We start from the raw sequence: 16,130 nt of genomic DNA on the forward strand, positions 1-16,130 counted from the left end.
TCAGGCCGGCCGCAGCACGATCGCCCCCAGGTACTCGCACACCTGCAGCGCCAGTGCCACGTCGAGCTTGCTGCGTGCGCCGGGCCCGCCCGGCGCGGAACCGCCGAGTGCCTTGTTGATGCGGTACTTGACGGTGTTGCGGTGCAGGTTCATCTGCTGCGCGGTGTGCAGATGGCTTTCGCCGGTTGCGAAGTACGTGCTGACAGTCGCCCGCAGGGTTGCCGCCTGCTCGGTGTCGGCGGCCAGCGGACCGAGCACCTCCCACACCCACGCGCGGGTCGAGTCCAGGTTCTCGGCGAGCAGGGACACCACCGCGACGCCGCGGTCGCCGAAGCTCACCACCTGTCGGGCCGTCGAGTTCGGCACGCTGGCGACGGCGTAGGCGGCGACGGCCTGTTCGTGCGATCGGCGGAATCCCGCCACCCCGGCGGCGGGCAGACCGAGTGCGACTCGCGTTCCGGGATTCGCCGGCAGGCCGTCGGCGAGCCCGGCGGTGTCGACCGCCGACTGACGTCGTCCGACGGGCAGCCACGCCCAGAGGGTCCGGCGGTCGACCGCGGTCACGATCGGTGCCCCGTCGGTGGCGAGGCGGCGCGAGATTTCCCGCACGCAGCGGTCCAGCAGGGTCAGCCCGGTGCCGTCGTCGGCTCCGGTGAACCAGACGACGACGCCCACGTGGTGCTGCTCGAGCCGGTACCCGGTCTCGGACTCGAAGGCCGCGACGTCGACGGCGCCGCCGGCCAGGACCGTGTGGATGGTGGTGGAGTGCACGTTGGCCTGCGCGCCGATCCACCGGCTGCGCTCCTGCTCGTATGCGTCGAAGACGTACAGCGTGATCCAGTCGATGTAGCTGTACACGATGTCCGAAAGATGTTTGAGCACAGCCAGACTCTGTCGGGTGGGCAGGTCGAGCGCGCTCACCTCGTCGAAGCAGATGCGCATCATGGCGTCCTGGCCCATGTGGTACGCCCGTACCAGCGAGTTCGAGGACACGTCGCGCTGCGCGAGTCGCAGCGCGTACTCGACGGCGGCGGTGGTGGGCTGCAGGTGGTCGACCGGGATGTCGTTGGCGAGAACGTGAATCATCGTCGAGACGTTTCCCTGCACGCTCGCCTCGAGCAGTTCGACGAGTTGGGGGTCCTCGTCGAGTTCGTCGATCTCGTGGGCGAGCAGGGCACTGATCGTGCGGGTGATCTCGCCCTGCCTGCGGTCGAGTCCGCGCGCGATCCCCGCGACGATGTCGAGCACGTCGGACTCGGCCGTCGCGGGAACCCTGGCCAGTTGCCGCCGCGCGTCGATGCCGCGGTCGTGGTGTCCGGGTCGGCTCACAGCACCTCGTTCCCGCCGCGGCGCAGGTGACGCAGGGCGGACTCGGCCGCGTTGTATCCGCACATCGCGTGCGCGCCGGCGCCGGGCGGCGTCGAGGCCGAGCACAGGAACACACCCGGCACGCCGGTACGGTACGGGTCGAGCGCGACCCGCGGTCGCAGCACCACCTGGGTCTCGGTGTTGGCGCCGCCGATTATGTCGCCGCCCACGTAGTTCGGGTTGGACTCCGCGAGCCGGGCCGGACCGCTGCTCACCGCGGCGACGATCCGGTCCCGGAAGCCGGGTGCGAACCGTTCGACCTGCGCGACGATCGCCTCCGTCGCGTCACCCGTGTAGCCGTGCGGCACATGGGCGTACGCGTACACCGGGTGCAGGTTTCCCTTCGAGCGGGTGGGGTCGGCCAGGTACTGCTGGCCGAGCAGGACGAACGGTCGCTGCGGCATCCGGCCCGCCGTGACGTCGCGTTCGGCCCGGGCGACCTCGGCGAAGCCGCCACCCAGGTGCACGGTGCCGGCGCGACCGCAGGCGGGGTCGGTCCACGGGACGCCGCCTTCGACCGCGAAGTCCACTTTGAACGCACCCGCGCCGTGCCGGAAGCGGCGGTACGCCCGGGCCACCCGGGCGGGCACCCGGTCGCCGAGGATCTCCAGTGCGGCAGCGGGCGCGAGATCGAGCAGCACGACATCGGCGGGCGGGATGTCGGCGGCGCTGCGTACGCGGACCCCGGTGGTGATCTTCCCGCCCCGGTCGGTGAGCATCGCCGCGAGTGCGGCCGCGATCGACTGCGACCCGCCCTCGGCCACCGGCCACCCGTAGCGGTGACCCGCCGCGACGATCATCAGTCCGACCGCCGAGGTCGCCGGACGGTCGAGCCGGTAGTACGCGTGCGCCGCGACACCGCCGAACAGCGCCCGTGCCTTGTCGGTGCGCCACCACTTGGCGGTCGCGGTCGCCGGCAGCAGGGCGCGCGGGCCGAAACTCGCGAGCCTGAGCGGGTGGCGCGGCACGTTCGCGATCGGGCGCATCAGGTCGGCTGCCAGGTCGTCGAAGCCCACGGCGAGGCCACCGAACATGCGCTGCCACCGGGGCCCGTCCGCGCCGAGGCCGTCCGCGGTGGTCACGACGGACCGGTACAGCAGACCCGCGTCCCCACTGTCGAGGGGATGCGCGCAGTCGATCTCCGGCCACCGCCAGGAGAGCCCGTACCGCTCGAGCCCGAGAGTCTGCAGGTACGGCGAGCCGGCGCCCATCGGGTGGAAGGCCGAGCACTCGTCGTGGAGCAGTCCGGGCACCGTGAGTTCGCCGGACCGCGTTCCGCCGCCGATGGTGTCCGCGGCCTCCAGTACCTGGACGTCGACCCCGTGCCGGGCGAGGTGGACCGCGGCAGCGAGCCCGTTCGGCCCGCTGCCGACGACGACGGCTGTGGTCACGGGCGCACACCCTGCTCGACGTCACGCATGTCCCGCTCCTTCGGTTCCCGCAGTGTCCGATCCGTCGGCTCCGCTTCCAGTCTCCACCGCACGTCGAACGGAATGGGCCCGTTCGGCAGCCACGGCTGCTCGTTGATCGCGTCGTCGACCTTGTAGGTGCCGCGTTCGATCACCCCGAGTGCCGCGTCGATCACCTTGTACTCCTGGAAGTTCTTGTGGATCGGCTGCGATTCGACCCAGGCGACGAGGAACTCGCCCGGCGCGAAGTTGCAGCGCCGCTGGATCGCGGCGATCAGGTGCTCGTTGTGCAGGTGTCCGTCCCCGAAGTTGAACGCCACCAGCGAATTGCAGTTGAACTCGGCCTCGCGCAGCGAGTAGGTGTCCAGGTCGTCGCCGAGGTGGTTCATCATCAGCGAGAACAGTGCCCTGCCCTGGCTGTGCATGGACCGCCAGCCCAGCATCTGGTGCAGGACGACGTCGGCCTCCTCCGGGGTGTAGGTGGCGAGCAGCTGGGTACGGGGGTTCTTCGCGGGCCGCGGGATGAACTCGTCGAGTTTGTCCTCGGCGCCGGGCGCGAACGCCCAGGTGGCCGACGCCCAGTTTCCCGCGTACTGACGCATGGACGGCAGGAACGAGACGAGGTCGGGCCGCAGATTGCCCAGGATGGGGAAGAACACCAGTGCGGCGACGATGCCCCCGGTCAGCCACGGCGACGACATGTCGGCCACGCCGTAGCCGTTCCACGCGGGGAAGCCGAGGAACAGGAACACCGATGCGTAGGCGAACAGCAGGTTCCACTCGAGCGGGACCGCCAGCGGGAACGTGGACAGGATGAACAGGTGGAAGGCCACCATCAATGCGACGGCCAGCAGGGTGACGGTGCGGTTGGTGGAGAAGAGCAGCACCAGCGGGGTGGCCACCTCGACGACGGTACCGAGCACGTGAGCGACCCCGCCGGCGACGACCGACGGCCTCAGGTCGTCGGGGAAGTTGCGGTAGTGGGCGCGCTTGATCGTCTTCGACGGCATCCACGGCGTGTTGCTGAGCATCGGCGGCACCACCATCGAGAAGTGGTGGCCCAGCTTGGAGATCCCGGCGCCGACCCACACCGAGACGATGAGCAGCTTGAGCGCGATGATCATGTCGACGAACGGGAGCGCCGCGAAGAACACCAGGGCGGGCAGGTACTGCTCGCCGCGGGCGGCGATGAAGACGACCTTGTCGCGCAGGCCGAGAACCACCAGCAGCCCGACGATCGGGAACAGCAGGGCGGGCCGGACCAGCCCGGCGTTGTCCGCGATCGCGGCGTCGATGGACGCGGTGTGTACCCCCGGAAGAGCCAGCGCGACAACGATGTTGACCAGCAGGGCGGCGTACAGGGCGACATCGGCGACGGTGCGGGTGTCGCCCCGGGTCAGCGGGACCTTCCCCGGCCACGGCGCGAGCCTGATCGTGCCGGGACGCAGCCAGTACCGGAATCCGCCGGTCATCGGCTCGAAGTGGCCGGCCAGCGGTCCCCAGGATCCGCCGAGCCCGAGAGCCTCGAGCAACACGGTCCACAGGACGAGCTTCTGGTAGACGATCGGCTCGTTCCACCAGGAGGCCACGTCGAGGACGTTGTGCCCGGAGGTGACGGTGGCGATCGACACACCCGCGGCGACGTAGAGGAAGAGCAGCTTGAGAATGTAGATGGAGTGCACCATCTTCGGTGATCCGAAGCCGTGGTCCACCCAGTGCGTCGAGACGGCGCGCAGGCGATCGCGGAAGGGTCGGTCGAGGAAGGTGGCGGGGTCGACGTCGGGGAGGTTCCCGGTTGTGAAGCCCATCGGATGCTCCTTGGGGTGTGGCTCGGGTGTCTCGGGTACGCGTCATCGCCTCGGGTGCTGCCCGAGTTGCGTGACGGTGTGGGTTTCGGCGGCTGCGGTGGTCAGCCGGCGGGAGCGGGCTGCGGCCGGTGCCGGCTGCGGAGCCCGGGTTTGTCGATCTTGCCGACGGGGTTGCGCGGCAGCGCATCGACGATGTGAATGGCAACCGGCAGCTTGACTTTGGTGAGCCGGTCGCGCAGGTGGTCGGCGAGCTGGTCGTCGGTGACGTGGGCGTCGGGGTAGGCGACGACGTAGGCGACGGGTACCTCCCCGTAGACCTCGTGTGGGGCCCCGATCACCGCCGCTTCCAGCACGGCCTCGTGACCGGCGAGGGCGTTCTCGATCTCCTTGGGATAGATGTTCTCGCCGCCGCGGATGATCATGTCCTTGATGCGGTCGACGAGCGTCAGGTAGCCGTCCTCGTCGAGGCGGCCGACGTCGCCCGTGTGGAGCGCACCGTCGACGACGGTGCGTGCGGTCTCCTCGGGGCGTCCCAGATATCCGTGCATGACGTTCGCGCCGCGGATCACGATCTCACCGGTCGAACCCGGCGGCAGCTCGGTGCCCGCCTCGTCCACGATCGCGATCGTCTGGCCCGGCAGCGCGGGTCCGACTGTGCCGGGCTTGCGGATCCCGTCGAGCGGATTGCAGGCCGAGGCGCACGTGCCCTCGGTGAGTCCGTAGCCCTCCACGATCGTCATGCCGAACCGCTGCTCGGCGCGATCGAGGAGTTCGCGTGAGATCGGTGCGGCGCCACAGACCGCGAAGCGCAGGGAGGAGGTGTCGGTCGCCGTGTCCTCGGGCTGCGCGACGAGCAGCGCGTAGATGGTCGGCACCGCCGAGAAGTACGTCGGCCGCAGCCGGGCGAGGTCGTCGAGGAAGCGGTCGGGGGAGAACCGCCCCGTGACGCTCAGTTGCGCGCCTGCCAGCATCGGGGCGAGGAAGCTGACGCAGATCGCGTTGACGTGGAAGAGCGGCAGGACGAGCAGGCAGTGGTCGTCGGCGGTCAGCGAAAGAAGCCGTGCCATGGACGAACTCATGAACTCGAGATTGTCGTGCGTGAGCATGACGCCCTTGGGGCGTCCCGTCGAGCCCGACGTGTAGACGAGGAGTGCGACGTCCTGGCCGCGGGGGCCGGCACTCGGCCGCCAGGCGGGGTCGGGGGTGTGCGACAGGTCGTCGACGGCGAGGAGGCGCCGGCCGCACGATGGCGTGTGCGCCCCATCGCCGACGACGAGAACCGCTGCGGCGTCGTCGATCTGATACCGCGCCTCGGCAGGTGTGAACGTCGGGTTCACCGGGGTCGCGGTGGCCCCGATTCGCCACGTCGCCATCAGCGTCACGAGCAGTTCGACGCGATTGGGCAGCATGATCGCGACGACGTCCCCGCGGCGAACGCCTGCGGACTCGAGTTGCCGGGCGGCGGCGTCGACGCGGCCGGCGAAGTCGCGGTAGGTCAGGTCCAGGTGGTCGTCGCGCACGCAGGGTGCGTCCGAGTGGAGCGGGGCGAGGTTCCAGGCGAAGTAGCCGATGTCCGACACGATTTCGGTCACCTTTCCGGTCGATGTGATCTACGACACTATCGACAGGAAACTGCCTGGAAAACGGTCCGGGAGGCTCGAGTTCGGGGCGGGTGTTGTCGGTTGAGGACAAAGAGCGTGGCGGCTGCGAGGATCGCCACATGACGATCACGGTGCGTAGGTCCGTCGCCTCCGACCGACGCGCGATTCTCGCGCTGATGCAGGCCTCGAGGGGCGAGGACCTCTCGCCCGAGGAGAGGTCGAAACAGGGTTTCGTGCAGGGCTCGATGGACGATGCGACGTTGGCTCGGCTGCAGGAGGCCCCCGGGGTGTTCGTCGCCGAGGAGGCCGGGTCGCTCGCCGGCTTCGCGATGACCTCGGCTCCGGGGATGTTCGCGTCCGGTCCGCCAAGGGAAACCGTCGATGCGGTGGCCGCGGCCGTGCCCGCCGGGACGCGGCTGTTCCTCTACGGTCCGGTCGCGGTCGACCCGCGCTTCCAGGGTCGTGGCGTGATGACCGCGTTGTTGACGGGGCTGAGCCGGGACCTGGCCGAATGCTACGACCTGGGCGCCGCGTTCATCGAGGTGGCGAACGCCAAATCGCTGGCGGTGCATCGCCATTACGGTATGGGTGAGGTCGCCCGGTTCACTGTCGGCGCGCGCGAGTACGTGGTCTTCGCCTTCGACCCGGCAGCCTTCGCGACGCGGACCGGCTAGCCCGTCGCCAGCCGGGTCAGGGCCTTGCGCACGACCTCCGGATCCGAGGTCTCCCAGAACGGCGGCAGCGACGCGCGCAGGTACCCGCCGTACCGGGCGGTCGCCAGGCGTGAGTCCAGCACCGCGACAACGCCCCTGTCGTCGACGCTGCGCAGCAGCCGGCCGACGCCCTGGGCCAGCAGCAGTGCTGCGTGGTTCGCGGCCACCGACAGGAAACCGTTGCCGCCGCGGGACTCCACGGCGCGCTGCCGCGCGACCAGCAGCGGGTCGTCGGGGCGGGGGAACGGGATGCGATCGAGGATCACCAGGCTCAGCGACGGTCCGGGCACGTCCACGCCCTGCCACAGCGACAGGGTGCCGAACAGGGAGGTGGCCTCGTCCTCGGCGAACTTGCGCACCAGCTGGCCGGTGGCATCCTCGCCCTGGCAGAGCACCGGCGTGTCGAGGCGATCGCGCATGATCTCGGCCGCGGCCTTCGCCGCCCGCATCGAGGAGAACAGGCCCAGCGTGCGCCCGCCCGCCGCCGTCACCAGTTCGGCGATCTCGTCGAGGTAGCTCGGAGCCAGACCGTCGCGGCCCGGCGCGGGCAGATGCTTTGCGACGTACAGAATTCCGGCCTTGGCATGGTCGAACGGCGAGCCAACGTCGAGGGAGTTCCACCGGATGTCGGAGCCGTCGGAGGGAGTCTCGGTGCCCGTCGCCATCGCCGGGTCGCTGCGGACCGCGGACTCCGGCGGCAGCCCCCAGTTGACGGCGAGACCGTCGAAGGAGCCGCCCACCGTCAGGGTCGCGGAGGTCAGCACCACGGTCGACTCGGCGAACAGCCGCTGGCGCAGCAGCCCGCCGACCGAGAGCGGCGCCATCCGGATCAGCCTGCCGCGGCGTTCCTCGTCCGCGAGCCACACCACGTCGCGACGCTTGGAATGGTCGGGCTCGTCGAAGGCGGTGAGTACCCGCACCGCGCTGTCGTGCACCTCGTCGACCGCGGCGAGCGCGGCGTTGCGGGCCGCCGCGGCCTCCGGGTCGGTCGCGTTCATGCCCGGACGCACCGGCCCGATGGCCGTGCGCACCGCCCAGGCGGAGTCGCGCACCGCGGCCAGCGCCGGGCCCGCGCCGTCGGGCAGGTCCTCCCAGCGGCCGACGCGGGACTCCTCGAGCACCGCCGCCCACCCCTCCGCGGAGGCCTCCATCCGGTCGGCGTCCTGCTCCTCGACCAGCTTCACGCAGCGCCGCGCCGCCGCGCTGATGATCGACGGCGACAGCTCGGCGGTGGCGACGCCGGTGACCCGGTCCACCAGTTCGTGTGCCTCGTCGACGACCACCACGTCGTGCTCGGGGAGAACCGCGATGCCGGTGATCGCGTCGATGGCGAGCAGCGCGTGGTTGGTGACCACGACGTCCACCTTCGACGCCTCCGACCGGGCGCGCTCGGCGAAGCAGTCCTCGCCGACCGGGCAGCGGGACTTGCCGAGGCACTCGCGGGCGGTGACGCTGACCTGGCGCCAGGACTGGTCGCTGACGCCGGGGACCAGCTCGTCCCGGTCTCCGGTCTCGGTGTCCGAGGACCACTTGGTCAGCCGCTGCACCTCGCGGCCCAGCCGGGAGATCGCGAACGCGTCGAACAGTTCCGCGTTCTCCGGCTCCTCCGCGGCCCCTGTGTGGATCTTGTTCAGGCAGAGGTAGTTGTTGCGGCCCTTGAGGATCGCGAACCGCGGCTCGCGGCCGAGCGACTTCTCCAACGCCCCGGCCAGTCGCGGCAGGTCCCGGTCGACGAGCTGACGCTGCAGCGCGATGGTCGCCGTGGAGATGACCACGGTGCGGCCGGACTCGACGGCGTGCCGAACGCTGGGGACCAGGTAGGCGAGGGACTTGCCGGTGCCGGTACCGGCCTGCACGGCGAGGTGCTCACCCGTGTCGATGGCGTGGGCCACGGCGGACGCCATGGTCAGCTGGTTGCGACGTTCGGCGCCGCCGAGCGAGCGCACCGCCTCGGAGAGCAGGTCGGGGACGGCGGGGAGTTCGGGCACCGACCCAGGCTACGTTGCGACGGTCCCGACCAGCCGCACCCCGGCCGCACGCATCCGGTCGAGCGGTTCGTCGAGCGTGCCGGGGGAGACCGCCGCCGTGTACGGAAGCAGCACGGTGGTGTCGAATCCCTCCCGGCGGGCGTCCAGCGCGGTGGCCAGCACGCAGTGGTCGGTCGCGATCCCGACCACGTCGACGGCGTCGATGCCGCGCTCGCGAAGCCACCCGGCGAGCGAGTCGCCCGCGGTGGTGCTGCCCTCGAACCCCGAGTACGCGGCCGAGTACGCGCCCTTGGCGAACACCTCCTGCAGCGGGCCGCGGTCCAGTGCCGGGTGGAACTCGGCACCGGCGGTGCCGGCCCGGCAGTGCGGTGGCCAGGTGTCGACGTAGTCGGGGTGGTCGGAGAAGTGGGCGCCCGGGTCGATGTGGTGGTCGACGGTCGCGACGACCGCGTCGTACCGCGGTCGATCGGTGTCGGCCAGGTACGCCGACACGGCCCCCGCGACCGCGGCGCCGCCGGTGACGGCGAGGGAGCCGCCCTCGCAGAAGTCGTTCTGCACGTCGACGACGATCAGCGCGCGCCTGCCCGTGGCGGGGGACTTTCCGCTGGTGCTCATGGGAATTTCCTGGTCCTAGCTGACGAATCGGGTGGGCACGGCGGCCTCGCCGCGCGAGAGTTTCAGGCCCTCCCAGGGCAGGCTCACCAGTCCGTCGGCGAGCAGGTCCCGGCTCTCGGCCAGGGTCGGCTGGCCCGGCTCCCGGACCCCGCCCCGGACCATCGGGACCATCAGCGGCCGGGCGGTCAGGCCACCGACCTCGGGTACGGCGGCGTCGGCGGGGTAGACGACCTCCTCGACGATGGTGCCGGTCGCACGGGCCACGCGCATCGCGCATTTCGTCCCGCCCCGCGAGACCTTGTTGGTGCTGCGCTTCTCCACCGGAATGCCGTCGACCTCGACCAGCTTGTAGACCATGCCCGCCGTGGGCGCACCCGAGCCGGTCACCACGGAAGTGCCCACACCGTAAGTGTCCACCGGTTCGGCGCGCAGCGCCGCGATCGCGTACTCGTCGAGGTCGCCGGAGACCACGATCTTGGTCTTGGTCGCGCCGAGACCGTCGAGCTGCTCGCGTACCTGACGCGCCCACACGCCGAGGTCGCCGGAGTCGATCCGGACCCCACCGAGCTCCGGGCCCGCGATCTCGATCGCGCGCTTGACGCCCTCGGTGATGTCGTAGGTGTCGACGAGCAGGGTGGTGCCGACGCCCAGCGCCTCGATCTGGCCGCGGAACGCCGCGGCCTCGTCGGGCCCACCCGCGGCGGTGTGCAGCAGGGTGTACGAGTGTGCGCTGGTGCCGGCCCCCGGCACGCCGTAGCGGCGCACCGCCTCGAGGTTGGAGGTGGCGTCGAAGCCGGCCAGGTAGGCCGCGCGCGAGCAGGCCACCGCGGACTCCTCGTGGGCGCGTCGCGATCCCATCTCGATCAGCTTGCGGCCCGCGGCGGCGCTGACCATCCGCGCCGCGGCGGAGGCGATCGCGCTGTCGTGGTTGAGGATCGACAGGATCACGGTCTCGAGCAGCACACACTCGGCGAACGTCCCGCGCACGGACAGGATCGGCGAACCCGGGAAGTACAGCTCACCCTCGCGGTAGCCGTCGATGTCGCCCGCGAACCGGTATTCGCGCAGCCACTGCACGGTGCGCTCGTCGAGGAACCTCGATACCACCGCCAGTTCCGGATCGCCGAACCGGAACCGCTCGAGGGCGTCGAGCACGCGCGCGGTGCCCCCGACCACCCCGTATCGGCGGCCGTCGGGCAGCCGCCGGGCGAACGCCTCGAAGGTGCACCGACGGTGCGCGGAGCCGTCTGCGAGCGCGGCCGAGATCATGGTGAGTTCGTACTGGTCGGTGAGCAGCGCGGTGCTGGTCGCGGGGACAGACCAGTCGGATGCGGAGCTCGACGCCGGAGTGTTCGTCACGCGCTCACCCTACGAGTAGCGATCGCGCCGGGGGCGTTGCTCGGATCCGGCGTTTTGCCCGCGGTGGTTCAATCTGTCCGGGTCACGTCGTAGGCTGGGGGCATGGCCCCATGCCCAACCGAATTCCCGATGGTGGCCCCGACGGCGAGCATGCCGGCCCCGGCGCCGCAGGTGCTGCCTGCGGAGCAGGAGATCACCGATGCCGACGAAGCGCAGGATCGCCCCTGGGTGACGGTCGTGTGGGACGACCCCGTCAACCTCATGCACTACGTGACCTACATCTTCCAGAAGCTGTTCGGCTACAGCAAAGCCAAGGCGACGGACCTGATGATGCAGGTGCACAAGGAGGGCAAGGCGGTGGTCTCGTCCGGTTCGCGCGACAAGATGGAGCACGACGTGCAGCGGCTGCACATGGCCGGTCTCTGGGCCACGATGCAGCGGGACAGCTGACGCGGGACCTCCCGCGACGGTCTCATCACCACCTCGAGAGGACCTGTAGGTATCCACGGTGCGCACATGGAGTCGGAAGAACTCGTTGAGCGGCGTCAAGATTCGCTCCGAGATGGACGCGCGTGAGGCGTCGGTGCTGCGGTCGCTGGTGACCTCGGTGCTCTCACTGCTCGAGGACCGGTCCGAGTCAGCGCCGCAGGACGACCTCGCCGAACTGACCGGCCTGCGCACCGGGAATTCCACCGCGCCGACGGATGCGGCGCTGGCCCGGCTGCTGCCGGACTTCTTCCGGCCGGACGACGCGAATGTGGATGGGGACGCCCGGAACGCGGACGCCAGCGGGGCGCTGCGCAGCCTGCACGAGCCGGACATCATCGACGCGAAACTGGCGGCCGGGTCGGTGATCCTGCGGACCGTCCCCGCCGAGGGCGGCAAGGTGGTGCTCACCCCCGAGCAGGCCGACGCCTGGCTGTCCGGGCTCAACGACGTGCGCCTCGCACTGGGCACCACGATCGGGATCGACGCGGACACCCCGGACGAGCTCGACCCCGACGACCCGCGCGCCCCGCACCTCGACGTCTACCACTGGCTCACCTGGATGCAGGACTCACTGGTACAGGTCCTGCTGCCGTGACGGGGCTCGGTGCCGGGACGGGTTCGCGGAACTCGCTCGCCGACGTGGACGGGCTGATCGTCGGGCACCACCACGAACTCGACGAGGACGCGACCCTCGGTTCGGGCCGGGCCACCGGGTGCACGGTGGTGCTCGCGCCCGCCGGAACCACCGCGGGGGTCGACGTGCGCGGCGGCGGACCGGGAACCCGGGAGACGGACCTGCTCGATCCGAGCCACAGCGTGCAGCAGGTGGACGCGGTGCTGCTCACCGGCGGCAGTGCGTACGGCCTCGCCGCCGGCGACGGGGTGATGCGTCGGCTCGAGGAGCTGGGCCGCGGCATCCCGATGGACGCGCAGGGGCACGTCGTCCCGATCGTGCCGGGAGCCGTCATCTTCGATTTGCCCGTCGGCGACTGGTCGGTCCGGCCCACCGCCGACCACGGCTACCTCGCGGTCGACGCCGCCGCGGCGGACTTCGCCCGAGGCTCGGTCGGGGCGGGCGCGGGAGCTCGCGCGGGCATCCTCAAGGGCGGAGTCGGCACGGCCAGCCTCGTGCTCGGCGCCGGCCCCGCCGAGGGTGTCACGGTCGCGGCGCTGGTGGTCGCGAACCCGGTCGGCTCGGTGTTCGACCCGCACACCGGACTGCCCTGGGGTGTCGGATACGCCGACGCCGCGAGTTGGGGGCTGCGCCCGCCCGCCCGCGCCGAGGTGGACGCGGCGGTCGAACGGGGGCAGAAGGGCACCGTCCTCAACACCACCATCGGGGTCGTCGCGACGGACGCAGCGCTGAGCAAGGCGGGATGCCGCCGCGTCGCGGTCGCCGGGCACGACGGCCTCGCCCGGGCGATCCGCCCGGCGCACTCGCCGCTGGACGGGGACACCCTGTTCGCGCTCGCCACCGGAACCGCCGAGACCGCTCCCTTCGAGGTGCCCGCGGCGTTCCCGGCCGATCTGCCGGTCCTCGACGCCGTCTGCGCGGCCGCCGCGGACGTCGTCGCGCGCGCGATTGTCGATGCCGTGTTGTCTGCGACCCCCGTCGCGGGCATCCCGACCTACCGGGACCTGTTCCCGTCGGCCTTCGACGTCTCGTCGTAGTCCGTCGGTCGTGTCGCGGCGGTACGCTCGAGGTAGCGAATCCAGCCCGGCCGGCCGCGCACGGGCGTGACGAAAGAGGTTCCGTCGCCGTGACATTGCCCAGTGGTTCGAGCGACGCGTTCAACGTGAACCCGGCCGGACTTCCGGTGCCCGGGAAGTCGTCGTCGCCGGCGACAAGGCCGCTCGGCGAGCGACCGCTCTGGCAGCAGGCGGCCATGGTCATCGGCGTGTTCGTGTTCGCGCTCTACGTCCTCGAATTCGTCGACATGCTCTTCCGCGGCGGGCTCGACAACGGCGGAATCGAGCCGCGGACCGTGGACGGGCTGTGGGGCATCGTGTTCGCGCCGGTGCTGCACTACGGCTGGGGACACCTCGTCGCCAACACCATTCCGCTGCTCGTCCTCGGGTTCCTGGTGCTGCTGTCGGGTATCGGGCGCGGCCTTGCCGCCACCGGCATCATCTGGGTGGTCGGCGGCCTCGGCACCTGGCTGTTCGGTGGCGCCAACAGCAACCACCTCGGTGCGTCGGTGCTGGTCTTCGGCTGGCTCACGTACCTGATCGCGCGCGGGTTGTTCACGCGGCACTTCGGACAACTGATGCTCGGTGTGGTCGTGCTGTTCGTCTACGGCGGCCTGCTGTGGGGAGTCCTGCCCGGGGTGCCCGGCATGTCGTGGCAGGGCCACCTCTTCGGTGCCCTCGGCGGCGTCCTCGCGGCCTGGATTCTCGCCTCCGACGTGCGCAAGGAGCGGGCGGCGAAGGCCCTCACACCGTAGGTCGCGCGACCCGATGTGACGGCGGGCGCAGCCCCTCGCAGGTGCCGTGTTCGTCTCGAATCGGCCCGAACGTTATTCGGGAGCGGGGCCGCGTGGCAGCATGGCATCATGCGCATCACCGTCCTGGGTTGTTCGGGCAGTGTCGGGGGTCCCGACTCGCCCGCGTCGGGCTACCTCCTGACCGCGCCGGACACCCCGCCCGCGGTCGTCGACTTCGGTCCAGGGGTGCTCGGTGCGCTGCAGCGCTACGCGGACCCGGGCGAGGTGTCGATCTTCCTGACGCATCTGCACGCGGACCACTGCCTCGACCTGCCGGGCCTGCTCGTGTGGCGCCGGTACCACCCGAATCCGCCCTCGGGGAGGGCGCTGATCTACGGGCCCACGGACACCGCCTGCCGGATCGGTGCAGCGTCCGCGGAGTGCGCGGGCGAAACCGACGACATCACCGACACCATCGACCTGCACACCCTGACCGACGGCGCCACCGTCGAGTACGGCGCGCTGCGCGTGCAGGCCCGCCGGGTGTTCCATCCGCCGGAGGCGTACGGACTGCGCTTCACCGACCCCGACGGCCGCTCGATCGTCTACACCGGCGACACCGGGATGTGCGACGAGGTCGTCGAGCTCGCGCGCGGCGCGAATGTGCTGCTGTCCGAGGCGTCGTGGACCCATCACCCGAGCCGTCCGCAGGGCATCCACCTGTCCGGGACCGAGGCCGGTCGCGTCGCGGCGCTCGCCGGGGTCGACGAGCTGCTGCTGACCCACATCCCGCCGTGGACCTCTCGCGAGGACGTCATCGCCGAGGCCAAGGCCGAGTTCTCCGGCCCCGTGCACGCGGTCAGCGCCGGGGACGTCTTCGACATCTGATCGTCCTCTAGGCTTGCGCCCGTGAGTAGACGACTGGACGGCAGGGCGGACGACGAACTCCGCGAGGTACGAATCACCCGAGGTTTCACCAGCCATCCGGCGGGATCGGTGCTGGTCGAATTCGGCAACACCAGGGTGATGTGCACGGCGAGCGTCGAGGAGGGCGTGCCGCGCTGGCGGAAGGGTTCCGGCCTCGGCTGGCTGACCGCCGAGTACGCGATGCTCCCCGCCGCCACCCACACCCGCAGCGGCCGCGAGTCGGTCAAGGGCAAGGTCGGCGGACGCACCCAGGAGATCAGCCGTCTCGTCGGCCGGTCCCTGCGCGCGTGCATCGACCTCGCCGCGATCGGTGAGAACACCATCGCCATCGACTGCGACGTTCTCCAGGCCGACGGTGGAACCCGCACCGCGGCGATCACCGGTGCCTACGTCGCGCTCGCGGACGCCGTCACCTACCTGCGCGCGGCCGGCCGGCTCGCCGACCCGCAGCCGCTGTCCTGCGCGATCGCCGCGGTCAGCGTGGGCGTCGTCGACGGCCGGGTGCGGCTGGACCTGCCCTACGAGGAGGACTCGCGGGCGGAGGTCGACATGAATGTCGTCGCGACCGACACCGGCACGTTGGTCGAGGTGCAGGGCACCGGCGAGGGCGCGACCTTCCCGCGCACCACGCTGGACAAGCTGCTCGACTCCGCGCTCGCCGGCTGCGAGCAGCTGTTCGAGGTGCAGAAGCAGGCGTTGGCGCTGCCCTACCCGGGCGAGCTGCCGGAGCCGAAGGAGTCCGACGCGGCGAAGAAGAAGTTCGGTGCCTGAGCCTGTCCGCCTGCTCGTCGCCAGCCGAAACGCGAAGAAGCTGGAGGAGCTTCGGCGGGTGCTCGAGGCGGCCGGGGTGAGCGGCATCGACCTCGTCGGCCTGAACGAGGTGCCGGAGTTCCCGGAGGCGCCCGAGACCGGCGCGACCTTCGAGGACAACGCGCTGGCGAAGGCCCGGGATGGTGCTGCCGCGACCGGACTGCCATGCGTCGCCGACGATTCCGGGCTGGAGGTGGACGCGTTGAACGGCATGCCGGGCGTGCTGTCCGCGCGGTGGTCGGGCGGGCACGGCGACGACGACGCGAACACGGCGCTGGTGCTCGCACAGCTGTCGGACGTGCCGGACGAGCGTCGCGGAGCGGCGTTCGTGTCGGCCTGCGCACTCGTGGTCCCGGGCGGCGCCGAACGCGTCGTCCGCGGGTCGTGGCCCGGCGCGATCGCGCGGGAGCCGCACGGCGACGGCGGCTTCGGCTACGACCCGGTGTTCGTGCCGGCGGGGGAGCGTCGAGCCGCCGCCGAGCTCAGTCCGGAGGAGAAGGATGCGGCCTCGCACCGCGGCCGCGCACTGGCGCAGCTGGTGCCGGACCTCGCGGCGCTGGCCGCCCGCGCCTAACCCGCACCCCTAAACACGACCTCCCCAATGTCACATCGGTTCAGCT

The 16,130-nt window shown here is 71.1% G+C and carries 15 protein-coding genes; 8 read left to right on the top strand and 7 right to left on the bottom strand.

The genetic code is table 11. From position 1 onward, the window contains the following. The 4 genes from ACFXGJ_RS11515 to ACFXGJ_RS11530 form a co-directional block, all read right to left on the bottom strand. A complete protein-coding gene (locus ACFXGJ_RS11515; protein ID WP_378619267.1) occupies positions 1-1,329 on the bottom strand; it encodes a PucR family transcriptional regulator in 1,329 nt (442 codons plus the stop codon). Continuing rightward, positions 1,326-2,759, bottom strand: a complete 1,434-nt coding sequence (locus ACFXGJ_RS11520; RefSeq protein WP_378619269.1) for a phytoene desaturase family protein — start codon at positions 2,757-2,759, stop codon at positions 1,326-1,328. The genes ACFXGJ_RS11515 and ACFXGJ_RS11520 overlap by 4 nt, the downstream gene beginning before the upstream one ends. Next, positions 2,756-4,585 (bottom strand): DUF3556 domain-containing protein, encoded by a 1,830-nt coding sequence (locus tag ACFXGJ_RS11525; RefSeq protein WP_378619271.1) that lies wholly within the window; start codon positions 4,583-4,585, stop codon positions 2,756-2,758. Before ACFXGJ_RS11525 ends, ACFXGJ_RS11520 begins: the two co-directional genes overlap by 4 nt. A gap of 101 nt (positions 4,586-4,686) precedes the next feature. Then, the gene (locus ACFXGJ_RS11530) at positions 4,687-6,165 is read right to left on the bottom strand and encodes a class I adenylate-forming enzyme family protein (RefSeq protein WP_378619307.1); all 1,479 of its coding nucleotides are present in this window, start codon (positions 6,163-6,165) and stop codon (positions 4,687-4,689) included. Positions 6,166-6,305: 140 nt separating this feature from the next. Here ACFXGJ_RS11530 and ACFXGJ_RS11535 point away from each other — a divergent pair, with 140 nt between their 5' ends. Then, entirely contained in the window at positions 6,306-6,860 is a 555-nt protein-coding gene (locus ACFXGJ_RS11535) for a GNAT family N-acetyltransferase (RefSeq protein ID WP_378619274.1), read from the top strand. Here the strand turns inward: ACFXGJ_RS11535 and ACFXGJ_RS11540 are convergent. From ACFXGJ_RS11540 to ACFXGJ_RS11550, 3 genes are read right to left on the bottom strand one after another with little or no spacing between them, the layout of a single operon-like run. Further along, complete coding sequence (locus ACFXGJ_RS11540) at positions 6,857-8,887, bottom strand: ATP-dependent DNA helicase (RefSeq protein WP_378619277.1); 2,031 nt, start codon at positions 8,885-8,887, stop codon at positions 6,857-6,859. The genes ACFXGJ_RS11535 and ACFXGJ_RS11540 overlap by 4 nt on opposite strands. A gap of 9 nt (positions 8,888-8,896) precedes the next feature. Next, entirely contained in the window at positions 8,897-9,502 is a 606-nt protein-coding gene (locus ACFXGJ_RS11545) for an isochorismatase family protein (protein ID WP_378619279.1), read from the bottom strand. Positions 9,503-9,517: 15 nt separating this feature from the next. Further along, on the bottom strand, positions 9,518-10,861 hold the full coding sequence (locus tag ACFXGJ_RS11550; RefSeq protein ID WP_378619283.1) for a nicotinate phosphoribosyltransferase: 1,344 nt from the start codon (positions 10,859-10,861) through the stop codon (positions 9,518-9,520). 102 nt (positions 10,862-10,963) lie between these two features. On the opposite strand from ACFXGJ_RS11550, the gene clpS reads away from it, so the two are divergent. The 7 genes from clpS (at position 10,964) to rdgB (ending at position 16,084) form a co-directional block, all read left to right on the top strand. Continuing rightward, positions 10,964-11,311: an ATP-dependent Clp protease adapter ClpS gene (gene clpS, locus ACFXGJ_RS11555; RefSeq protein WP_378619286.1), complete on the top strand. Its 348-nt coding sequence runs from the start codon at positions 10,964-10,966 to the stop codon at positions 11,309-11,311. Between the two features lie 58 nt (positions 11,312-11,369). Beyond that, on the top strand, positions 11,370-11,945 hold the full coding sequence (locus tag ACFXGJ_RS11560; protein WP_378619289.1) for a DUF2017 domain-containing protein: 576 nt from the start codon (positions 11,370-11,372) through the stop codon (positions 11,943-11,945). Continuing rightward, complete coding sequence (locus ACFXGJ_RS11565) at positions 11,942-13,021, top strand: P1 family peptidase (RefSeq protein ID WP_378619291.1); 1,080 nt, start codon at positions 11,942-11,944, stop codon at positions 13,019-13,021. The genes ACFXGJ_RS11560 and ACFXGJ_RS11565 overlap by 4 nt, the downstream gene beginning before the upstream one ends. Before the next feature lie 215 nt (positions 13,022-13,236). Beyond that, positions 13,237-13,794 carry a rhomboid family intramembrane serine protease gene (locus ACFXGJ_RS11570; RefSeq protein ID WP_378619310.1) on the top strand — a complete coding sequence of 186 codons (558 nt, stop codon included), beginning with the start codon at positions 13,237-13,239 and terminating at the stop codon, positions 13,792-13,794. Between the two features lie 108 nt (positions 13,795-13,902). After that, entirely contained in the window at positions 13,903-14,661 is a 759-nt protein-coding gene (locus ACFXGJ_RS11575) for a cyclic nucleotide-degrading phosphodiesterase (RefSeq protein WP_378619294.1), read from the top strand. A gap of 21 nt (positions 14,662-14,682) precedes the next feature. Continuing rightward, positions 14,683-15,471 (top strand): ribonuclease PH, encoded by a 789-nt coding sequence (gene rph / locus ACFXGJ_RS11580; protein WP_378619298.1) that lies wholly within the window; start codon positions 14,683-14,685, stop codon positions 15,469-15,471. Further along, the gene (gene rdgB / locus ACFXGJ_RS11585; RefSeq protein WP_378619300.1) at positions 15,464-16,084 is read left to right on the top strand and encodes an RdgB/HAM1 family non-canonical purine NTP pyrophosphatase; all 621 of its coding nucleotides are present in this window, start codon (positions 15,464-15,466) and stop codon (positions 16,082-16,084) included. Before rph ends, rdgB begins: the two co-directional genes overlap by 8 nt. Positions 16,085-16,130 lie beyond the last annotated feature (46 nt).

It is taken from the genome of Rhodococcus sp. NPDC059234 (genome assembly GCF_042754225.1).
Taxonomy (GTDB): Bacteria; Actinomycetota; Actinomycetes; order Mycobacteriales; family Mycobacteriaceae; genus Rhodococcus_G.

Excerpts from the sequence above, each read along its gene's own strand:
- ACFXGJ_RS11545 (WP_378619279.1), bottom strand. The coding sequence starts at position 9,502 with ATGAGCACCAGCGGAAAGTCCCCCGCCACGGGCAGGCGCGCGCTGATC.
- ACFXGJ_RS11525 (WP_378619271.1), bottom strand. The coding sequence starts at position 4,585 with ATGGGCTTCACAACCGGGAACCTCCCCGACGTCGACCCCGCCACCTTC.
- clpS (WP_378619286.1), top strand. The coding sequence starts at position 10,964 with ATGGCCCCATGCCCAACCGAATTCCCGATGGTGGCCCCGACGGCGAGC.
- ACFXGJ_RS11535 (WP_378619274.1), top strand. The coding sequence starts at position 6,306 with ATGACGATCACGGTGCGTAGGTCCGTCGCCTCCGACCGACGCGCGATT.
- ACFXGJ_RS11575 (WP_378619294.1), top strand. The coding sequence starts at position 13,903 with ATGCGCATCACCGTCCTGGGTTGTTCGGGCAGTGTCGGGGGTCCCGAC.
- ACFXGJ_RS11570 (WP_378619310.1), top strand. The coding sequence starts at position 13,237 with ATGGTCATCGGCGTGTTCGTGTTCGCGCTCTACGTCCTCGAATTCGTC.